Raw genomic sequence first — 19055 nt, 5'->3', positions numbered from 1 at the left:
TTTTGATTGTTATTGATCTCTTTTTTTGAGGAGTTAGTAAAGGAATAGTTGGAACTATAAGTATACTTAGTAGCAACTCCGAAGTGCGAACGTTATATATTGCAGAAGATCTCACAACAAAAGAATCGACTGTTTCAGAAGGGGTTTAGGGATTATTGTCGAAGTGATGAGTCAGGCGGGTGACTTTTATGAATATTAAAGGATTTGGTGGAGTATTTTGGAGAACAAAGAATTTAGAAACCATGAAGAAATGGTATAGCGATGTATTAAAAATTGAATTAGAAGATTGGAATGGGACCGTCCTTACACCACAACCAGGAAATGAAACTGTCTTCTCTTTCTTTTCAGAGAGTGACACGTACTTCCCGCAAGATCAGCAAGTCATGTTAAACTTTCAGGTTGAAAATATTGATGAGAGTATAAAACATCTTCAACAGATTGGAGTAAACCTTGTGATGGAAAAGACGGTAAACGAGTACGGGAAGTTTATATGGATTGAAGATCCAGAAGGAAGACGAATCGAACTTTGGGAGAAATAGGGCAATGGGGACAGGTACATTGTCCCTTAGGGTCCCAAAATATCTTTTCATTTACAATCCTAATGTATATTTTTGAGGGGTTATGGAGAGTTACGGACGTGAAGAGAGGGCCTTCATGTCCTATTTTTGTTTTTCAACATATGAAGTTTTTTAAAGCTAAATTCCTCAAGATCAGCCAGGGACAAGGTGACTAAAAACATATTTAATATGAGAGGAAAAGGGACGAGGTACCTGTCCCTCTGCCCTAGGAAGGGTATACGAACTATTTGTCGAATTGAGAGAAAGGCGTTTATTTTTCATACCATATAAGGAGACTGAATATGAAGATTAGTATTCCAACTAGAATCATATATTTTAACAAGGAAGAACTTGATAACTGGGTAATGGGCAATAGGGAGAATTGTCAAGATCCTTATTGCAAGAAACTATCGGGTTCTAAAGGGTTCGGTGAGTATATTGCTGGGAGATATTTTGAGTCATTTGGTTACGAATGGATTCATCATGACTATAATTTATTTGGTGGAAATAAGCTTGGTAAATATCCAAAGGCCGAAGCCATTTTTCGAAGTTATTTCGGCGATGATCGTTATGAAAAAGGAAGAGGGTTCTATCCAAATTTCTCTCCATTTATCAGAATTGAAGAACCAGATTTGTTGGTTTATAAACCAGATTATTCAGAGGTACTGTTCGTTGAGTGTAAACGGATGGATACAAAAGATAAACTTAGAGTTAGTCAAATAAAGGGGCTTGCTCTTTTGAAATTATTATTTGATTGTCCTGTTGAAGTGATTGAGATTGTAGAGGGTTATGGAGAAGCTGAGAAGGGAGAGCCTTTAGTTTGGGAATTGTAATCATAGCCTAAAAAAAGCTCTGCTACTCATGAATATGGATGCGCTGAATAGTAATGAAATAGCAACCATATGCGGTTGCTGTTTTAATTCTATTGAGCTAGGCTAGTTTCTTTCATCCCACCATCATATAGAGAAGAGACTTTGTATCCCATAAGGAGGTTCGAACATGTTGTTAGACTCACTCAGCTTGTGGCAGTGGGGAGATATTATAAATGTATCCGTATTTATAGTCGTTATTTTATTGCTCCGCTTAAGCTTTTCGTTTCTTATAAAGCGTTTCTTTAGAAATAAAGAAGGTGTTCAAAAAGCCCTTCTCTCCCTTGTCAATTGGTTAACTTATAACGGAATTCTAGTATTCTTAATTATTTATTTCTCTGATTCCAAATGGCTCTTTTACAACCTGTTTACGATAGGTGAAGTAGAAGTTACATTATTTTTAATCCTCATTGCCGTTTTGATTATCACATTAGCTAGTCGGCTCTCAAGAATACTTAACAACTACATACTTCCATTCTTTTACGAACGCCACCAATTAGATAAAGGGCTCCAATTTACAATGGAACGCATAATCCATTACATTATTATGGTCATTGCCGTTTTTGTCAGTTTAACGACTGTGGGGATTGATTTAAGCGCCCTTACGGTATTTGCTGGTGTTTTGGGGGTTGGTATTGGTTTTGGGATGCAGAATATAGCGTCAAATTTTATCTCCGGGCTCATTTTGCTCTTTGAACGCCCGATTAAAGTAGGGGACCGTGTCATTATTGATGAAGTGATCGGTGACGTAGTGAAAATTAGTATGCGTGCAACGGTCGTTAGAACTTTAGAAAACGAACATATCATCATACCAAACTCTTACTTTCTAGAAGAAAAGGTCATCAATCGATCCTTTTCAGACCCTAGACTCCGTTTAACCGTTCCAATTGGGGTAGCTTATGGGACAGATGTTCATCTTGTAAAGGAGATCCTTCTGTCTGTTGCTAGAGAAGCAAGAGGAGATAATCCTGTAATCATACATTCACCGGAACCATTTGTGAACTTTACTGGATTCGGAGACTCATCATTGGATTTTGAGCTATTCATTTGGATCTCTAACCCTGAAGAAGTCATCCGAATCAAGAGTGATCTGAACTTTCGAATCTATGAACAACTTAACAAAAACGGTGTCGAGATTCCATTTCCCCAAAGAGATTTGCATATTAAGTCCGGTTATCCTATCGCTGAACATGAGGAGTGATCGGGACGTCAGGGACAGGTACATTGTCCCTGACACACCCTATGTAAGTTCTCGAATCCCACCTTCGCTCCCTACGAATGCTTTCGTTATGACAGAGGTAAATAATGAGACCTCCACTACGCCGGTGAGGGCTGTAAGCTCGGTTTCAAGGGTCAAGTGATCAGTTCGAGGTTCCATATACACATCAAGTAGATGGTTGCCGAATTCTGTGACAACGGCACCGTCTTTCTTTTCGCTTTTACGAATTTCTGAGTAGTTGATTGGGTATGTTTCCAATTGACGACGTACTACTTCCACAGCTTGAGGCAGCACTTCGAGGACGATTGGGTGATCGTACGTCAAAGTCGATACGAGCTTCGATTCATCTACAAGAAGGACGTATTCATTGGCCAAACGAGCCACAATCTTCTCTGCAGTATGAATGCCACCTCCGCTTTTCAACGCGCAAAGATTTTCATCAACTTGATCGCACCCATCAAAAGCAATATCGATAGAGGAGACATCTTCAATCGATCCCACGTCTAATCCAACTTCCTTACAATGTTGTTTCGTTTCCCATGATGGGGTGACGACCTTAACGGAGCGACCGCTGCCTTTCAATAGATAGACGAGGTGCTTAATCGTACTTCCTCCGCCCAGCCCCACGATCATATCCTCTTCTATCTCATCTAATGCTCGTTTCGCAATCTTTCGTTTCAAATCCATGAAGTTTTTCCTCTCCTTATGTACAGCTTGTTATTTAAGATAAGGGAAATCATGCTTAAAGAGGCTCCCTTATGTATAATGGTACTCCTTTTTGAATAGTTTCTAAAGAGACAGGTATCTTGTCCATGGCGACCTGATCTTTTAGGATTATTCTTTTGTCTAAGGATGACAGCAAAGGAGAGAGAAGATGAAGTCTTGGAAAGGGTTTTTATTATCTTTGGTTTTAGTGACGCTTGTAGCTTGTTCTGAGCAGCCGAAACCAGAGGATACATTTACCTCTTATATGGATGCATGGGAGAAAGGTGAATATGGAGAAATGTACGAACTTCTTAGTGAGGGTGCTAAAGAAGGGATAACGAAAGAAGAGTTTACAGAATTGTATACGAACAGCTATGAGAAAATGTCTATGGAGAATCTGGAGGTTACATACGGGCTGTCTGAAGAACAAAACCAAGATAAAGAATCCTCGCCTGTTTTTGATTTTGACGTGACGATGGAAACCATTGGTGGAAAAATTGACTTTAGTCATAAGGCTGAACTTATCTATGAAGAAGGGGAAGAAACGGATCGCTGGGCAATGAAGTGGGCTTATTCCATGATTTTCTTAGAGATGGAAGAAGGCGATACGGTCCAGGTTGACACCGTTTCTCCTGAGCGTGGTGAAATATATGATGTGAACGGAGAAGGACTCGCTGTGAAGGGGCCTGTTCTGGAAGTGGGTATTGTTCCTGGTGTAATGGAAAATGAAGAGGAGTTAAAGAAGCGATTATCTGAAATTCTGGGTCTATCTGTAGAAAAAATAGATCAGAAACTAAATCAGTCCTGGGTAAAAGATGATCTCTTTGTTCCATTAGCAATGGTAGCTGATACGGATAAAAAGCGATTGGATGCTATTTTAAAAGGGGACCTACCCCGAGGTTACAAGGTGATTTCAGGGAAAAAGGCTCGCGTTTATCCGTTAGGGGAAGCGGCAGCTCATCTAACCGGATACGTTGGTAACATCACAGCAGAGGAGCTTGAGGAGCGGAAGGGAAAAGGCTATTCTTCGATTGATCGGATTGGTAAGTCCGGACTTGAGCTGGTTTATGAAGAAAAGCTGAGAGGCACTCCTGGATTTAAAGTATATATAACGAAGGACAGAGAAGAGGCAGAGGATATCTTACTTACAGAAAAGCCTGTTCAAAACGGGGAAGATCTAACGTTAACGATTGCGAAGAATGTGCAGGAAACAGTCTACAAGGAAATGGAAGATGATTCGGGAACAGCTGCAGCTATCAATCCATCTACTGGAGAAGTAAAGGCGTTAGTAAGTACACCTGCTTATGATCCGACTGCGTTAAGTTTAGGACTGAGTTCAGAAGGCCCCACCCTAAATAAGTTTACAAGAACCTATTCACCAGGCTCTACTTTTAAACCGATCACGGCATCGATTGGTATAGAAACAGGAACGATTCAACCTGATGAGGAAATGACGATCAATGGAGAAACCTATAAGGCTAAAGCGGGCTACAAAGTAACAAGAGTTCCAAGTGCTGTTGATACCCAGGTAAACTTACGCGATGCACTAGTTCGGTCGGATAACATTTACTTTGCACGTAAGATTGTAGAAATGGGTGTTGATACGTTCCAAGAGCAGGCGCGCCAGTTTGGCTTTAATGAGGATCTTCCTTTCCCTTACTCAATTCAGAAGTCGCAGTTGGCCAATGAAAACTCGATTGGCAGTGAATCACTACTCGCAGCGACAGGGTATGGACAAGGCGAAGTGGAAATGAGTTCCCTTCACTTAGCGATGACGTATACGCCATTTGTAACAGGTGGAACACTGTTGAAGCCAACTTTATTAGCGGATGAAGGAACAGGTCAAGCCTGGCATGAAAATGTGATAAGTCAAGAAACAGCATCTCTTTTGACGGAAAGGTTGAAAGCAGTTGTCGAAGACGCTGAAGGAACAGCTCATGATGCCGTTATAGAAGGATTGAAAATAGCTGGAAAAACAGGCTCAGCTGAGTTGAAAAGGGCTGGGGAAGAAGATGGTCAGGTGAATGGCTGGTTCGTAGCATGGAACACGGAATCCAATAACCTCCTTGTGTCGATGATGATTGAAGATGCAGAGGATGGCAGTCATGAAGTAGTGCCGAAAGTGAAGAGTGTACTTGATCAGCATAGATAATCTATCTTCATTAAATAAGGATAAACGTGATTGCCCCACTGTCTAAGACAAGTGGGGCAAGCGCTTTTTTTGCGGGACATTAAGGAATAGTACATTATCCTTTCGTACCAAAAACGGTTAAGGAAAATATATCCTTTTATAGAAGTGAGTAATGATACGATTATAGATTTTGAAAAGGAAAGTGGTGAGTTAACAGAAAATTTAAATTAAATTTACAAAGAGTACAAGACTTCTTAAAAGGTTTCCGGTTACAATAGAGGTACATAGTTATTAAGTACCAGTTAAGGAAAAAGATCTGTAATCAAAATCTTTTGAGAAGGTGGTGCGGAGTTGAATTTGGCGGTAGTATTGTGCTGTTTAATCCCATTTATTTGTAAACAAATTTCTAGGGTTTCTTTCAATGATAGGTTCTTGAATACGCCTAGGGTAACGAGTAGTGTTGTCATGTGGCTAAGTTTTACAATGGGGCTACTCCTTATTGGCTCGGAAGGTTCTTATTCGATTCCTATTATAGTAGGAGGGCTCGTCCTTATTGTAACGGATTATGGGTCCAATTCCTTATGGATCGGCGAAGTAGGTAGAACGTTCGGGCGAATAGCGGCTATTTTAATTGTATCTATATTCGGAAATATTCAACTAGATTATATGTTCTTTCCTCTATTAAATGAGGGGCTATCATTACAATTTGTTACGATTCCATTAACGATCATATGGTTCTTATTCGTAATGTCTGCGGTTCATATGGCAAATAAAGTTTCAACTAATGGTACAAAAGTAATTTCTGGAGTTCTGTTGGTCATGTTAATGATTGCAGTCTCTTTGGGGCACGCATATGTGGTGATGTTTACTGGACTATTATTCTTATCGATTATGAGCACTCATTATGCGCTTGGTACCGAGAGCACTTCAACTTTTGACATTACTGGGTTCATGATTGGGATCATTACTGTAATGGATGTCACGCACAAGGATGGAACCTTCATTCTTGGAGGGGCTTTAATTGCTATAACTGCTATACTGGCCATTATTCATGGGTATCGTACTGGCACTGCGCGTCAGAAGCGAGCGATTTCTTATAGTCTGATTACCTTCGTGGGAGTAGGGTTAGTTATTGCTTCCATTCAATATATATTGCTCACTTTTATAACACTTGCTGCTCTCTATCTATTCTTTTCTCACGAGTCTGAGCCTGAGCAAGTATAAGAAAAGTCTTAATCTTGTAGTAAAGAATTCGTGAAAGAAGTCAATATACTATAATTAAAAGAGGCCATTCGTATAGGAATTAGCCTCTTTTTTATGTTTCTGTTATAAATGTGCAGACCACCTGCTGGACTGAATACTCTAGCTTTACTTTCTTTTCTTAATAATAGATTCAGCAATTTCAAATGCTTTTTCTTTAGTTAATCCTTCTCTCAACACAAAATCAATAGAATAAGAACCTTCCTTAACGTTAAAAAACATAAGTATGATCTCTTCATCATTAACCTTTCTTTCACTAAATTGAACATCTACTCCGTTTACATTCTTCATTTCGGTATCATCGGTGCTGATTGTTGTTTTAACGTTACTATACGTTATTCTAAATAGCCAAGGCTCTCCATCGTACAAGCCATACACTACGTTTGACCCCATATCTTTTTCGTAATCATCAATAAATTCCTCATCCATCAATGTCCCTTTGTTCTTAGAATAAACAACAGCTAGATCTTTTGCATCACCAGTTGGGGCAGAAACAATTTGTGCTGATGTAATGGGGTACTCTTTATATTCAGGTATAAATACATCGGTCCCAAGTTCTTCAGTTACTTGCTCGTCAAAAAAATCCGTAACTCCACTTGATTGTGAAGAACAGGCGCTAAGCAGTAACATGAAGGTCATGAACAGAATGCCAGTTCCTACTCTCACTCCCTCATCCCCTTATGTAGTTGTATCATCTTATATTAACATATAATTCCAATGAGTTTATGTGCTTTGTAATCTATTAAAAACATTTTGCTAACCAGAAGCTCTTCATGAATAAAAAACTGGAACTTTTATAGAAGTTGATCGTAAATTTTTTATTAGGGAAACGATTTAAGTGAAGTCCCATGTTTAACAAGAGACAGTTACGATCACATACATGATCCTAAGGAGGAAATGCACATAGAACCGAAAATACTTGATATTAAAAAGAAACATTTAGTAGGCAAAAGCATGATCATGTCGTTCCAGGAAGATCGCACTGCAGAGTTATGGCGTTCGTTTATGCCTGAAAGAAATCAAATACACAACCGAGTTGATCCATGTTTTTACTCACTCCAAGTGTATCCGTCTCTTTTCTCATTCAGAAATGTGGACCCTGAGGAGAATTTTACGAAATATGCGTTAGTTGAGGTTTCAGAACTTAACCATATTCCTTCTTCTATGGAAGTCTTCACGCTTCCTGAAGGGAAGTATGCGGTTTTTATTCACAAAGGTCCAGCCAGCACATTTATGAAAGCATTAACTTACATCTATGAAATGTGGCTGCCTGAGTCTCCTTATGTGATTGATGACAGACCTCATTTTGAACGTTTGCAAGAAGGCTATCACCCGGAGGATGCTGAAGCTTTAGAAGAGGTATGGGTACCGATTCGACTACAATAAGTCAAAGTAAGGGGGTAACCGATGAATGCGGAGATTGATTTTATGAAAGATAGTTTCTGCTATCACAAGAAAGGGCCAGGGAACCAGGCCCCTATCATGTTATAAGCTTTTACTAGATCCTCTTTTAATCATCTGTTAGTATTAGCTAAAAATGGAAGAGAGGGTTCTGCATGATTTTATATCCACGTCTAACTGAGGATACATATACAATTGGAGTCACTGCACCATCTTCAGGTGTGCCAGAAGAGCTTCATCCCCTTTTACAACAAGCAGAAGAAAAGATGAAGAGAAACGGTAAAACAATGGTCTTTGGCCAAACGGCCTGGAAACAGGATAAGGCGCGATCAGCCTCTGCAGTAGAAAGGGCGCAAGAATTTAATGCTATGATCAGAGACGATAGCGTGGATGTGATCATCCCACCTTGGGGAGGGGAACTCTTAATCGAAACGCTGGAGCACATTCAGTTTGAGGAGTTACCATCAAAATGGGTGCTTGGCTATTCAGACACAAGCCTTCTTTTATTAGCGATTACGTTAAAAACAGGGGTCGCAACAGCTCATGGAACGAATCTTGTTGATTTGCGAGGGGAAGAGTCAGATCCTACCACTAGCAGATGGATTGATCTGTTAACGACTGAAAAGGGAGGATCCGTTACACAGTACTCTTCTGATTACTATCAGAAAGAGTGGGATTTCGAAAATCCAACTCCACATATTTTTCATTTAACGGAACCTACAGAATGGAAAACAGTAACCGGTACTCCGGTCAAAGTGCAGGGGCGGTTACTAGGTGGCTGTATCGATGTTGTACGTCACTTAGTGGGAACTCCATTTGATAAAGTAGAGAACTTCCAACAAGAGCTCATCGGTTCTGAGCCAATTCTTTGGTATTTTGAGAATTGCCAGCTCTCAACGACTGATCTGCGAAGAACGCTTACTCAAATGAAACTAGCAGGATGGTTTAATCATATATCTGGTATTCTTTTCGGGAGGAGTCCTGCTAATCACCCTGTAGGGAATTATGAGGTCCTAGATGTGTATCAGGAGTTGGCTGACGAGTTAGACGTTCCTATTATCTATGATATAGACTGTGGGCACGTTCCGCCTCAATTGACCCTTGTGAATGGAGCCTATGCGAAAGTTAGCGTTCAGAGTGGAGCGGGCACTATTATTCAGACATTCAAACCATAGCTTACATTCCTCATGTTTACAAAAGCTAGCACACCTTGTGCTAGCTTTATTGGAGTTCTTCTCGAGTAACCTCTTGCATGACCCACCGATTCCCATTGTGGGTTAGTTTGAAATGCGCCTTTATATGGCCGATTAGTTCATTATTTCTTTCTTGCACAATTTCATAAGTTTGATCTCCGAGTTCATTGAGCGTAAATGGTTGTTCGGGTTGCAGTGTTAACCCTCCGTCTCTAGGCTTTACTTGGAACTTCCCATCCCTGGTCCAAAACAATTCCTCTGCATTAGACGAGGCTAATTCTTCTGCCATCGTTTCTTTATAATAGGATGTAATTTCTGATGTAGATGTATAGTCGTTCTCTTCTTTGTCATCTTCCATGACCTGAATCGTATGTGTAATGGCTTCTTCATAATCGAGTGCTACTTGTTTAGCTTCCTTTTTAGAAAGAGTAGGCTGATCACTAGTCTTACTTTCTGATGAGTCGCTATCGTTTGTATTTTTTGATGCGTTCTCTTTACTAGTGTTTTCCGTATCATCTTGTGAGCTAATCGTTTCTTTCTTCTCCTTATTTGCCTGGTGCTCTTCTGACATTTGTGTGCTTTCCTTTTGTCCTTCTTCTTCATTTGCTGCACACCCTATCAACGGAAGCGCAAGTAACAATAAAGCTACTACCTTTTTCATATTTTTCCTCCTTTATTAATAGGTGTTTCACAAACGTAGAAGAGGAAAACATTTCTTTTATTTTCTTTCGTTTTTTGAAGTCATATAGGATTTATCGAAACTAATGCATAGTAAAAAATGGAAGTTAAATGATATGATTGAGGTGTGAGAATGCGCTTACATACCGTAGGGAGGGAAGATGAAAGCATGACGATCTTACTTATTTGTATCTTGTTAGGATGTTCGATTGGAATTCCATTTCTCCTTTTTGGAAAAATAGAGGGTGGGATGAAGAACTTTTTCCGAGGCGGTTTTGCTAGTGTAGCAAATGCTAATAGTTTTTACATTCAGTGCCCAACATGCTCCGGGAAACAAAAGCGCGGAAATGGGGACCCATATTGTGCTACATGTAAGAAATACTTCTAAAAGATGCGCAATGCTTAAGGTTTAATGTGCCTTTATAAAGGACATTTACAAGAAGCATTGCGCTTTTTTTAGGTAGCTATACGATTTGGACTATTCATGTTATCGAGAAATGTACGAGCAAAAGCTGTACACCGTTCATAATCCTCTTTAACGTTTAACGCCATTTCTATTTTAAATCCTTCTTGAACGATGCGAGCTCCACACTCCTGAAGCCGATTTTCAAATAAATTTACAGCCTCACAGAACTTAGGATAAGAGGTATCCCCAGATCCGAAAGATGCAGCAGGAAGGCCTGCTAAATCTAGTTCTTCCATTTCTTCATAGAATTCTTCTACTTCATAGGGAAGGTCACCATCTCCCCATGTGTAAGAACCTAACAAGACAGCATCATAATTTAATAGATCTTGAGGTTCAAGTTCTTCCATTTCATCGAGCGTTACGGAGTGTTCATAATCCTCGAACACGCTCATAATATGATCGGCTATTTCTTCGGTGTTACCAGACATACTGGCATATGCAATTAAAATGGATGCCATATTCACAGCTCCTTTAAGATGAAGTTTTGGCTAACGTTTTGGTTAGCACATCGTTTACGTCTTCTAGCTTTTGGACATAGTACATGAACCGTTCTTGATCTTTATGATCTAAGGACGCATTCACTTTATATGAGTAGTAGTTATATTCTAGTTCAAGATCCATTTCAGAACGGATCAGCTTTTGGTCGTGAAACTGTTCAAGATCATCAATATGTACATAAACTTGGTAAGATTCATTTACAACGATGCGCACATACCAACCAAGTGGCTCCACGTTTTTAATATCTTCTGTGAGTTCTATACGGTCACCGCGTTGAAAAGGGATCGTATTCTTGTGATGTTTAGAGGAGCAAAAACAATCTACTTTATGTTTAAATGACTTCGTTACAAGAAATGTAGATTCCATATTGGAACTCCTTTCAAGTAGGGGTAGTTAAATGATAATGGTTATCACTTATTAAACTGAGTATAAATGAAAACAATTCTCATCGTCAACACTTAATTGATATTGATAATTATTTTCAATTATGACATAATAAAGCTAAAAATGAGAGGAGTGGGACGAATGACACTGGAGTACCAGAAATTTGTTAACCACATCATCTATGAAATATACCTGCTTCCTGTTCATCAAAGAACGACTTCTTCGATATTACATATAGTGCACGAAAAGCAGCAAGAAATAGGAAAGAATACCTTCTTTAAGTCTGGCTGTGATTATATTGCTTTTGCTCAAATTATTGATCATTTATTGCAGCAAACCGATTTTTATCAGGATAAACATGCGTGGTATTGTCCTTTATGGAAAGGGGTAAATCCAAGCAATAGAAAGACGTTTCGATTGGATCATACCGTCATTAGCCATGAGAATAAACAGGTAAGGTTTAGGAAATTCTTCGTAGAATGTAGTTCTCATGCTCTCGAAGACTATGCTCAAAAAGCCATTTTGTGCAGTGAGCATATGTTTCAGGCCAAACCTACAAGTGTGGAATACGTAAATCTGACTACAGGAGAGCACCATATTCTAAATGTTGCCTAAATGAAATAAAAACGAAGTCACTCTATACATAGGGTGACTTCATTTTTATCTAAAATTGTCATAGTTTGGAAGGTGTTTAGCGAGATCAGTAGAAATTAGTAAAGTAGCTTATTTAGTGTAAAGGGGAGTGGAAAGTGAATCGAGTAATCGAGTTGACGTTTATTTTCATTCTGACCGGATTACTCACCTATGATTTCTTCCTGTCGAATGAGGTTGGATTCCTATGGGTTAAGTGGTTGCTACTTGTTAGTTATAGCATGTTAATTGTGACTAGCCTCTTCATGAGGAAAGGGGAACGGAATAAAAGGAGCAATAATGTGTGGGAAGTTGGGTTTACGGTATACATTGTTGCTCTCCTAGCATTTTTCACTAGTATAGGTGGACAATCAGCAAGCGGCCTATCATTCTATGATCCCTTCTTGTGGGTTGTGGTTGTAATCTCACTTGTTGATACACTTTGGAGTGCGAAACGAGAACGGGAGGTGATGTAATTTGAAAAAGGGATTGCTCCATCATATTGAACTCTATGTATCTAATCTCGAAGAGTCTAAAAAGTTCTGGGGATGGTTCCTTGGGGAGTTAGGATATGAAATTTATCAAAAGTGGGATAGCGGGCAGAGTTATAAACTCGGTGATACATACCTTGTGTTTGTGCAGGCGGAAGAGCGTTACAAGGATATTTCTTACCACAGGTGTCGAGTAGGACTAAACCACCTTGCTTTTCATGCTACTTCTAAAGAGCAAGTAGATCGAATGACAATAAATTTGCGTGAGAAGGGTATTTCGATTCTATATGAAGATAAACACCCCTATGCTGGGGGAGAAGATTATTATGCGGTTTACTTTGAAGACCCAGATCGGATAAAAGTAGAGCTAGTTGCTCCAGAATAGAATAATCTAATATGAGGTGAAGGGATGTTCCCTGTAATTGAAACAAACCGTGGCCTTTTACTTGAATACGTAAAAAGGGGAGATAGACATGCATAAAGCCGTAAGAGTCGTATTTTGGGGCTTCTTATTAGGACTTTTACTATCGACTTTAGTCCTTTTATATACAGGGTATTATAAAGTAGCTGGAGTATTGGGAGTCCTTTTTCTATTTATCTTCTACAACGTTTCGGAGTTCTTCACACATAAAAACACTGACTATTTATATACCAAAAATCGAAGATAGCCAAAAACTAAGGATAAAGGAGAAAACCCTGCCTAATGTTAGGCAGGGATTTTTCGTGTATTCTTAATTAGATTTTGTCCAGTAAGCTGCAGCGTTGCTTGAGCTTAGTGGAGGGAACGTTTGTCCGCTTTCTAAACTAATATGTTTCTCATCCTCAGTTGGGTTTGCGTTCTTACGACCATCTGTCAGTCCATCGAATTTGTAAGTTCCATTCTCAGGTACTTTTTCTCCTGTCTTGTAACGGTTAGCCATTTGAATCTCTCCTTTAAGAATATTTATTGCAACCATAGGGTGCTCCATCTTATTTAGAACACGCTTTACAGTTGAAGGTGTGGTTTAATATTCTAGAATAATATTCATGTGCTTCAAACAAAATAGGCAAGTCTTTTCAAAGTAGCAAACTTGCAACTATTTCTTAGTTAGACTTCTTCCAGTAAGCAGCTTCTTTACTAGAACGTAATGGAGGGAATGTTTCTCCACTTTCCAGACTAACGTGCTTTTCGTCTTCAGTGGGAGTCCCGTTTCCGTTCGTGTCAGCAAGTCCATCAAATTCGTAAGTACCGTTCTCTGGTACCTTTTCTCCTGTCTTGTAACGATCAGCCATTGATTTTTCATCTCCTTTTTATTGGTAATTATGGTTACACTAGTATATAGCCAGAATCATCCAACTATAAACAAGAAAAACACATTTAATTGCTATTTTTATAAAATATAGGAAAGAAGGAACGTATAGGGGTACAGTACTCTAGATTCAACTAACCCTATTGCTTTTTAGTTTCATTTTGAAATAATAGGAAGTAATTATTTTAGTTATGTGGGGGAGCTATGAAATGAGAGAAGTTAAAGTAGTAAAGGCAACATTAGAAGACGCGAGTTGTTTAACAGAAGTTATGAAGCTAACTTTTGATGAAGAGGCAAGGCGATGGCTATCAGAGGAAAAGGAAATCATTGACTTTAATATACAACCACCCGGCTATGCATCGGTAGAAAGAATGCGCTACTCAATAGAAAAGTTACATACTTATAAAGTTATAGTAGATGGATCGATACAAGGAGGAGTGATCCTAAGCATAACGGGACAAACATTTGGAAGAATAGACCGTATATTTATTGCGCCACTTCTACAAGGACAAGGCATCGGTTCCAAGGTTATGAGATTTATAGAAGATGAGTACAAAGGAATACGTATATGGGAGTTAGAAACCTCCAGCCGGCAAAAGGGTAATTTACAATTTTATGAGGGTCATGGTTATAAGCGTGTATTTGAAGCAGACGATGAATGTTGTTATGAGAAACGAGTAGCAGCTGAAGAAACTTCTAATCTTAATAAACTATATGAACACCTTGAATTGCATGGCGTAGCAGTCTATGGAGCTAACCTTTCGAACTCTTCTATTAGTAATAGTAATCTAGAACAGATCCATTATACAAACTGCAACATGAGACAATCTGAATTTCGAAATATCAACTTCAGACAAGCATCATTTGCTGATCTGAATTTAGCTCGTAGTAAGTTTGAATTTGTTTCATTAGGCGGTGTTCATTTTAATAGTACTGATTTGGGTGAGGGAGGTATGTCCATTTCCTTCAAGAAATGTGATTTAAGAGAAGGTACGATTGAACAATGTGATTTAAGAGATTTGAAAATTGTCGATAGCAAGTTAGGTGGTATGACAATAAACGGGATAAGAGTAGATGACTTACTGGCAGTTTATGAGGAGAGGCGCAAAAAAGAAAATAAACACATATAAATTAGGTTCAACTCCCCTAAAGGGAAACTGCTAAAAGTAGAAAGCTGACTGAATGTAGGGGAGTTATATTTAAGGGTTACATTTGATTCTTAAATTGCTTGCCTTTTTCAACATATGAATCAATAGAGAGCTGGATGAGTTTAAAGTCTTCTTCATTTAGTTCACGAACGACTTTTGCGGGTGAGCCTATAATTAGCGAACGGGGAGGGTAGGTTTTGCCGGGAGGTACTAAGGAATTCGCACCAATGATACATTCTTCTCCAATTTCTGCCCCGTCTAAAATGGTAGAGCCCATTCCAACAATTGATCTGTAGCCGATGGTACAACCGTGGAGGACGACATTATGACCAACAGTAACTTCATCCCCAACTGTTAAGGGGGAACCTTCATATAGGTGGCATGTAGAATTGTCTTGTATACTCGTTCGCTTTCCAATGCGAATAGGAGCTTCATCTCCTCTTAATACTGCATTAAACCAAATGCTTGACTCTTCTTCGATTTCTACATCTCCTATAATGTGAGCACCAGGGGCTACAAATACACTACGATCAACTTTAGGGAAATCGTTTAGGTATTTATAAAGCATTCCATTCCTCCTTGAATTGTGTTAACTTTATGAAAAGTATAACATTTTTGTAACGAGGTGAAAATGAGATGAATGATCTTTGTCGCTTATTAGATATCCAATATCCTATTCTTCAAGGAGGGATGGGGAATGTAAGTAATGCTCCGTTATCCGCTGCAGTAAGTGAAGCTGGTGGTTTAGGTACTGTTGGAGTTGGTACGATGGAGCTGTCAGAAGTTAAGACGATCTTGCAAGATTTGAAAGCGATTACGAAACGACCCATTGCTTTAAACATCCCATTAAATGTAACTCCTTACAGAGATGAAATGATTGAATTAGTCGTTAAAGAGAAGCTCCCTGTTGTATCGCTCTCAGCTGGAAACCCTGCTCCTTTTATCCCTTACTTTCATGAACATGATGTGAAGGTGATCGCAGTGGTTGCTTCTGTGCGACAAGCTCGTAAAGCAGAAGCAGCGGGAGCGGATGTCATTGTGGCAGAAGGCTACGAAGCTGCGGGCATTAATTCAAATTTTGAAACGACTACGCTTACTTTAATCCCTCAAATCGTAGACGCGGTTTCTGTACCAGTGATAGCAGCAGGAGGCATAGGAGATGGTCGTGGGTTAGCAGCTATGCTTGCTCTCGGGGCTAGTGGTGTGCAAATGGGGACAAGACTCATTGCCACTGCTGATTCTCCGATGCATAAAGCCTATAAAGAGACACTTTTAGGAGCAGATGACCTCCAGACAGTGATAGTAGGACGGAGTATTGGAAAGGTTCGACGTGTGATGAAGACTCCGTATGCTGGTCAATTACTTTCTCTTGAGGAGAAGGGCATTGAAGAGGAGGACTTTAATCGTCTCACCTCCGAGCATTATCATAAATTAGGCGCCTTAGAAGGGAAGCTTGATCAAGGATTCATTAACGGAGGGCAAGTATCAGGGATGATTAATCACCTTCCGACAGTTAAGGAACTCTTTGTAACTATGATGGAAGAAACAACCTTTCGCTTTCACACACTTGCAAACGGATACCCTCTAACTAAAAGAGAAACGACGTAAAACAGATGAGCTATTAGCTCATCTGTTTTTTTGAGTAAATAAATAAAAGCGTGCCAGACACCCGGCGTTTCTTTAGGTGAAAGTGTACTATTCAGCTGTGAAATGGCATTACAAACGAGAGTTTTAACGTTTGTTGAAGGTTATGAAAATTGACTTTTATAACTTTAAGGAAGTAAAGAAGATCCTTTAACACTTTGAGTTATAAGAGTAATTTTAATTTTTTGAAAATTTATTGACAAACACGCAGGGGTCCGATACTATTACGTTATAAATACGTTGTCTTTGTTGTTTATCATATGATTTCAAGACAACTTTTTTTCGTAGCCAAAATGTAAACGGTTTCAAAAACATCTAAGTCTTACATAAATACTAAGGGATTAATGGGAAGGGGAGTTCAATGAAAAAGATAAGTTGGTTGTTGATGCTCATGATCTTAGGAGGTTTACTTGTTTTAGCCGCTTGCGGGTCAGATGAAGAGACAGAAAGTGATTCTGGGGAAACGGAAGACACAACAGATACAGAAGAAACTTCCGGTGATGCGACATCCGATGGAGAGACGTATCAGATTGGTGTTACACAAATTGTAGAACATCCATCTCTTGATGCAGCTTTTGAAGGATTTAAGACAGCATTGGATGAGGCTGGAGTTAATGCTGAATATGATGTTCAAATAGCTCAAGGGGATCAGTCCAATAACCAAACAATCGCGACAAATTTTGTTGGGGATCAAATGGATTTGATTTTTGCGAACTCTACTCCAAGTGCTCAAGGTGCGCTAAATGCTACATCTGATATTCCAATTATCTTTACATCTGTTTCTGATCCGATTGGAGCTGAACTTGTTCCATCCATGGATGAAGCAGGTGGGAATATTACAGGTACAACCGATAATCATCCTGAAGCCATTCCAAGCACAGTTGATTTTATTAGTAACGAGCTTGGCGCTAAGAAAGTAGGAATGATTTATAACTCAGGAGAACAAAACTCCATTGCACAAATTGAACTTGTTAAGAAAGCGATGGAAGGTACAGACCTTGAAATTGTTGAGCGTTCTGTTTCTACATCAGCTGAAGTACAGCAAGCAGCTGAAGCGCTTGTAGGTAAAGCAGACGTCTTCTATATTATTACGGATAACACTGTAGTATCTGCGCTAGAATCAGTTATTTCAGTTGCGAATGATCAAGATATTCCTGTTGTAGCTGGGGAGTTTGACTCTGTTGAGCGTGGAGCTCTTGCAGCGTATGGATTTGATTATTATGACATTGGCTACCAATCTGGCGAAATGGCGGCCAAAGTGCTTAAAGGCGAAGCTGATATTTCGTCTATCGCACCTGAAGTGCCTGGGAATTTGAAGCTTGTAATGAACAAAACAGCAGCAGAGGAACAAGGTGTTGAGATTAAATCAGAATGGGAAGAGAAGGCTGAATTTGTAGAGTAACATCTGATTTGGGATGGGCCCAGTGAACTAACTTATACTAGCGCACTGGGCCCTTTTATGAAAAACGAGAGAGGGTGAAGGTCGTGCCATTTGCGATATTTGGTGCTTTTGAATCTGGAATTATTTATGCGATTATGGCGCTTGGAGTGTACTTATCCTTCCGCGTGTTAGACTTTCCTGATCTGACTGTTGATGGAAGCTTTGTAACGGGTGCTGCAGTAGCTGCCATTCTAATCTTTAACGGATATAATCCATTCTTGGCAACGATTATAGCGTTTATAGCTGGGTTCCTTGCTGGTTGTGTAACAGGGTTGTTGCATACAAAAGGAAAGATTAATCCTTTACTATCAGGAATCTTAATGATGATTGCGCTTTATTCAATCAATATCCGGATTATGGGCAAATCAAACGTCGCCTTGTTGAATCAAGAATCTGGGCTAGACATTGTTTCAGGGTGGTGGGATAGCCTTGGTTTGAATGCTCCATTTAATGCTTTATTTAACATGGTTGGTTGGGGAGAGTTCCTGCCACAAACGTGGGGCATTTTCTTCTTTATGATTGTTGTTACGTTCTTTATTAAATGGTTGACCGACCGTTTCTTGAAAACTGAAGTTGGTCTTGCTATTCGCGCAACCGGTAACAACAAGAAAATGATTCGAAGCTTCTCAGCAAACACGGATTTATTCATCATTTTAGGACTTGGTCTGTCTAACGCCCTAGTTGCTTTTTCAGGAGCATTAATTGCTCAATTAACTTCTTTTGCTGATGTTGGCATGGGGATCGGAATGATTATTATCGGACTTGCATCCGTTATTATTGGGGAAGCGTTATTTGGAACAAAGTCGATTGCTAGAACAACTCTAGCTGTTATTGGTGGGGCAATCGTGTATCGTATCGTTGTCACCCTTGCTCTACGTGCTGATTTCTTAAAAACAAGCGATATGAAGCTCATTACAGCAAGTATTGTCATTATTGCGCTTGTATTACCTAAGATTATAGATAACCAGAAAGCGCGCCAGCTTAAGAAAAAGAAAAATGCCGAACGTATGGCCACAGTCCAAATGGCATCAGCCGGAAAGGATGAGTAACG

General features: G+C 39.5%; 22 protein-coding genes. 14 read left to right on the top strand and 8 right to left on the bottom strand.

The genetic code is table 11. The annotated features are described in order from the left end of the window. Positions 1-188: 188 nt before the first annotated feature. The 3 genes from IMZ31_RS11515 (at position 189) to IMZ31_RS11505 (ending at position 2627) form a co-directional block, all read left to right on the top strand. Positions 189-539 (top strand): VOC family protein, encoded by a 351-nt coding sequence (locus IMZ31_RS11515; RefSeq protein ID WP_207527517.1) that lies wholly within the window; start codon positions 189-191, stop codon positions 537-539. Positions 540-859: 320 nt separating this feature from the next. Then, positions 860-1390: a hypothetical protein gene (locus IMZ31_RS11510; protein WP_207527516.1), complete on the top strand. Its 531-nt coding sequence runs from the start codon at positions 860-862 to the stop codon at positions 1388-1390. A 166-nt stretch (positions 1391-1556) separates the two neighbouring features. Further along, positions 1557-2627, top strand: a complete 1071-nt coding sequence (locus IMZ31_RS11505) for a mechanosensitive ion channel family protein (RefSeq protein WP_207527515.1) — start codon at positions 1557-1559, stop codon at positions 2625-2627. A 39-nt stretch (positions 2628-2666) separates the two neighbouring features. Here IMZ31_RS11505 and rpiA read toward each other — a convergent pair whose 3' ends face one another. Beyond that, on the bottom strand, positions 2667-3332 hold the full coding sequence (gene rpiA, locus IMZ31_RS11500; RefSeq protein ID WP_207527514.1) for a ribose 5-phosphate isomerase A: 666 nt from the start codon (positions 3330-3332) through the stop codon (positions 2667-2669). A gap of 187 nt (positions 3333-3519) precedes the next feature. Here rpiA and IMZ31_RS11495 point away from each other — a divergent pair, with 187 nt between their 5' ends. Continuing rightward, the gene (locus IMZ31_RS11495) at positions 3520-5502 is read left to right on the top strand and encodes a penicillin-binding transpeptidase domain-containing protein (RefSeq protein ID WP_207527513.1); all 1983 of its coding nucleotides are present in this window, start codon (positions 3520-3522) and stop codon (positions 5500-5502) included. A gap of 444 nt (positions 5503-5946) precedes the next feature. Beyond that, positions 5947-6705 (top strand): hypothetical protein, encoded by a 759-nt coding sequence (locus IMZ31_RS11490; RefSeq protein ID WP_207527512.1) that lies wholly within the window; start codon positions 5947-5949, stop codon positions 6703-6705. A 144-nt stretch (positions 6706-6849) separates the two neighbouring features. Here IMZ31_RS11490 and IMZ31_RS11485 read toward each other — a convergent pair whose 3' ends face one another. Further along, entirely contained in the window at positions 6850-7407 is a 558-nt protein-coding gene (locus tag IMZ31_RS11485; RefSeq protein ID WP_207527511.1) for a hypothetical protein, read from the bottom strand. Between the two features lie 231 nt (positions 7408-7638). Between IMZ31_RS11485 and IMZ31_RS11480 the strand changes: the two genes are divergently transcribed. Both IMZ31_RS11480 and IMZ31_RS11475 read left to right on the top strand, forming a co-directional pair. Beyond that, complete coding sequence (locus tag IMZ31_RS11480; protein ID WP_207527510.1) at positions 7639-8127, top strand: GyrI-like domain-containing protein; 489 nt, start codon at positions 7639-7641, stop codon at positions 8125-8127. Between the two features lie 170 nt (positions 8128-8297). Further along, positions 8298-9317, top strand: coding sequence for a S66 family peptidase (locus IMZ31_RS11475; protein WP_207527509.1), 1020 nt, complete (start codon positions 8298-8300; stop codon positions 9315-9317). Positions 9318-9363: 46 nt separating this feature from the next. Here IMZ31_RS11475 and IMZ31_RS11470 read toward each other — a convergent pair whose 3' ends face one another. The 3 genes from IMZ31_RS11470 to IMZ31_RS11460 form a co-directional block, all read right to left on the bottom strand. Then, the gene (locus IMZ31_RS11470) at positions 9364-9996 is read right to left on the bottom strand and encodes a hypothetical protein (protein ID WP_207527508.1); all 633 of its coding nucleotides are present in this window, start codon (positions 9994-9996) and stop codon (positions 9364-9366) included. A gap of 473 nt (positions 9997-10469) precedes the next feature. Further along, complete coding sequence (locus tag IMZ31_RS11465) at positions 10470-10937, bottom strand: flavodoxin (RefSeq protein WP_207527507.1); 468 nt, start codon at positions 10935-10937, stop codon at positions 10470-10472. Between the two features lie 13 nt (positions 10938-10950). Further along, positions 10951-11343, bottom strand: a complete 393-nt coding sequence (locus tag IMZ31_RS11460; protein ID WP_207527506.1) for a hypothetical protein — start codon at positions 11341-11343, stop codon at positions 10951-10953. A 159-nt stretch (positions 11344-11502) separates the two neighbouring features. Between IMZ31_RS11460 and IMZ31_RS11455 the strand changes: the two genes are divergently transcribed. The 3 genes from IMZ31_RS11455 to IMZ31_RS11445 all read left to right on the top strand — a co-directional run bounded on the left by IMZ31_RS11455 (position 11503) and on the right by IMZ31_RS11445 (position 12867). Continuing rightward, on the top strand, positions 11503-11976 hold the full coding sequence (locus IMZ31_RS11455) for a hypothetical protein (RefSeq protein ID WP_207527505.1): 474 nt from the start codon (positions 11503-11505) through the stop codon (positions 11974-11976). 134 nt (positions 11977-12110) lie between these two features. Continuing rightward, positions 12111-12467 carry a hypothetical protein gene (locus IMZ31_RS11450; RefSeq protein WP_207527504.1) on the top strand — a complete coding sequence of 119 codons (357 nt, stop codon included), beginning with the start codon at positions 12111-12113 and terminating at the stop codon, positions 12465-12467. A 1-nt stretch (position 12468) separates the two neighbouring features. Beyond that, complete coding sequence (locus tag IMZ31_RS11445; RefSeq protein ID WP_207527503.1) at positions 12469-12867, top strand: VOC family protein; 399 nt, start codon at positions 12469-12471, stop codon at positions 12865-12867. Between the two features lie 346 nt (positions 12868-13213). Here IMZ31_RS11445 and IMZ31_RS11440 read toward each other — a convergent pair whose 3' ends face one another. Further along, a complete protein-coding gene (locus tag IMZ31_RS11440; protein WP_188653908.1) occupies positions 13214-13402 on the bottom strand; it encodes a YjzC family protein in 189 nt (62 codons plus the stop codon). Positions 13403-13565: 163 nt separating this feature from the next. After that, the gene (locus IMZ31_RS11435; protein WP_207527502.1) at positions 13566-13754 is read right to left on the bottom strand and encodes a YjzC family protein; all 189 of its coding nucleotides are present in this window, start codon (positions 13752-13754) and stop codon (positions 13566-13568) included. A gap of 226 nt (positions 13755-13980) precedes the next feature. Here IMZ31_RS11435 and IMZ31_RS11430 point away from each other — a divergent pair, with 226 nt between their 5' ends. Beyond that, positions 13981-14901: a GNAT family N-acetyltransferase gene (locus IMZ31_RS11430; RefSeq protein WP_207527501.1), complete on the top strand. Its 921-nt coding sequence runs from the start codon at positions 13981-13983 to the stop codon at positions 14899-14901. 76 nt (positions 14902-14977) lie between these two features. Here the strand turns inward: IMZ31_RS11430 and IMZ31_RS11425 are convergent, their stop codons facing one another. After that, positions 14978-15487, bottom strand: a complete 510-nt coding sequence (locus IMZ31_RS11425) for a gamma carbonic anhydrase family protein (RefSeq protein ID WP_207527500.1) — start codon at positions 15485-15487, stop codon at positions 14978-14980. Positions 15488-15555: 68 nt separating this feature from the next. On the opposite strand from IMZ31_RS11425, the gene IMZ31_RS11420 reads away from it, so the two are divergent. From IMZ31_RS11420 to IMZ31_RS11410, 3 genes are all read left to right on the top strand, one after another. Beyond that, the gene (locus IMZ31_RS11420) at positions 15556-16527 is read left to right on the top strand and encodes an NAD(P)H-dependent flavin oxidoreductase (protein ID WP_207527499.1); all 972 of its coding nucleotides are present in this window, start codon (positions 15556-15558) and stop codon (positions 16525-16527) included. Between the two features lie 397 nt (positions 16528-16924). Then, the gene (locus IMZ31_RS11415; RefSeq protein ID WP_207527498.1) at positions 16925-17965 is read left to right on the top strand and encodes an ABC transporter substrate-binding protein; all 1041 of its coding nucleotides are present in this window, start codon (positions 16925-16927) and stop codon (positions 17963-17965) included. A 134-nt stretch (positions 17966-18099) separates the two neighbouring features. Next, positions 18100-19053 (top strand): ABC transporter permease, encoded by a 954-nt coding sequence (locus IMZ31_RS11410; RefSeq protein ID WP_052115093.1) that lies wholly within the window; start codon positions 18100-18102, stop codon positions 19051-19053. Positions 19054-19055: the final 2 nt, after the last annotated feature.

It is taken from the genome of Pontibacillus sp. ALD_SL1 (genome assembly GCF_017355605.1).
The sequence above is the reverse complement of the archived record's forward strand: the minus strand, read 5'-3'. Positions and strand labels throughout refer to the sequence as shown.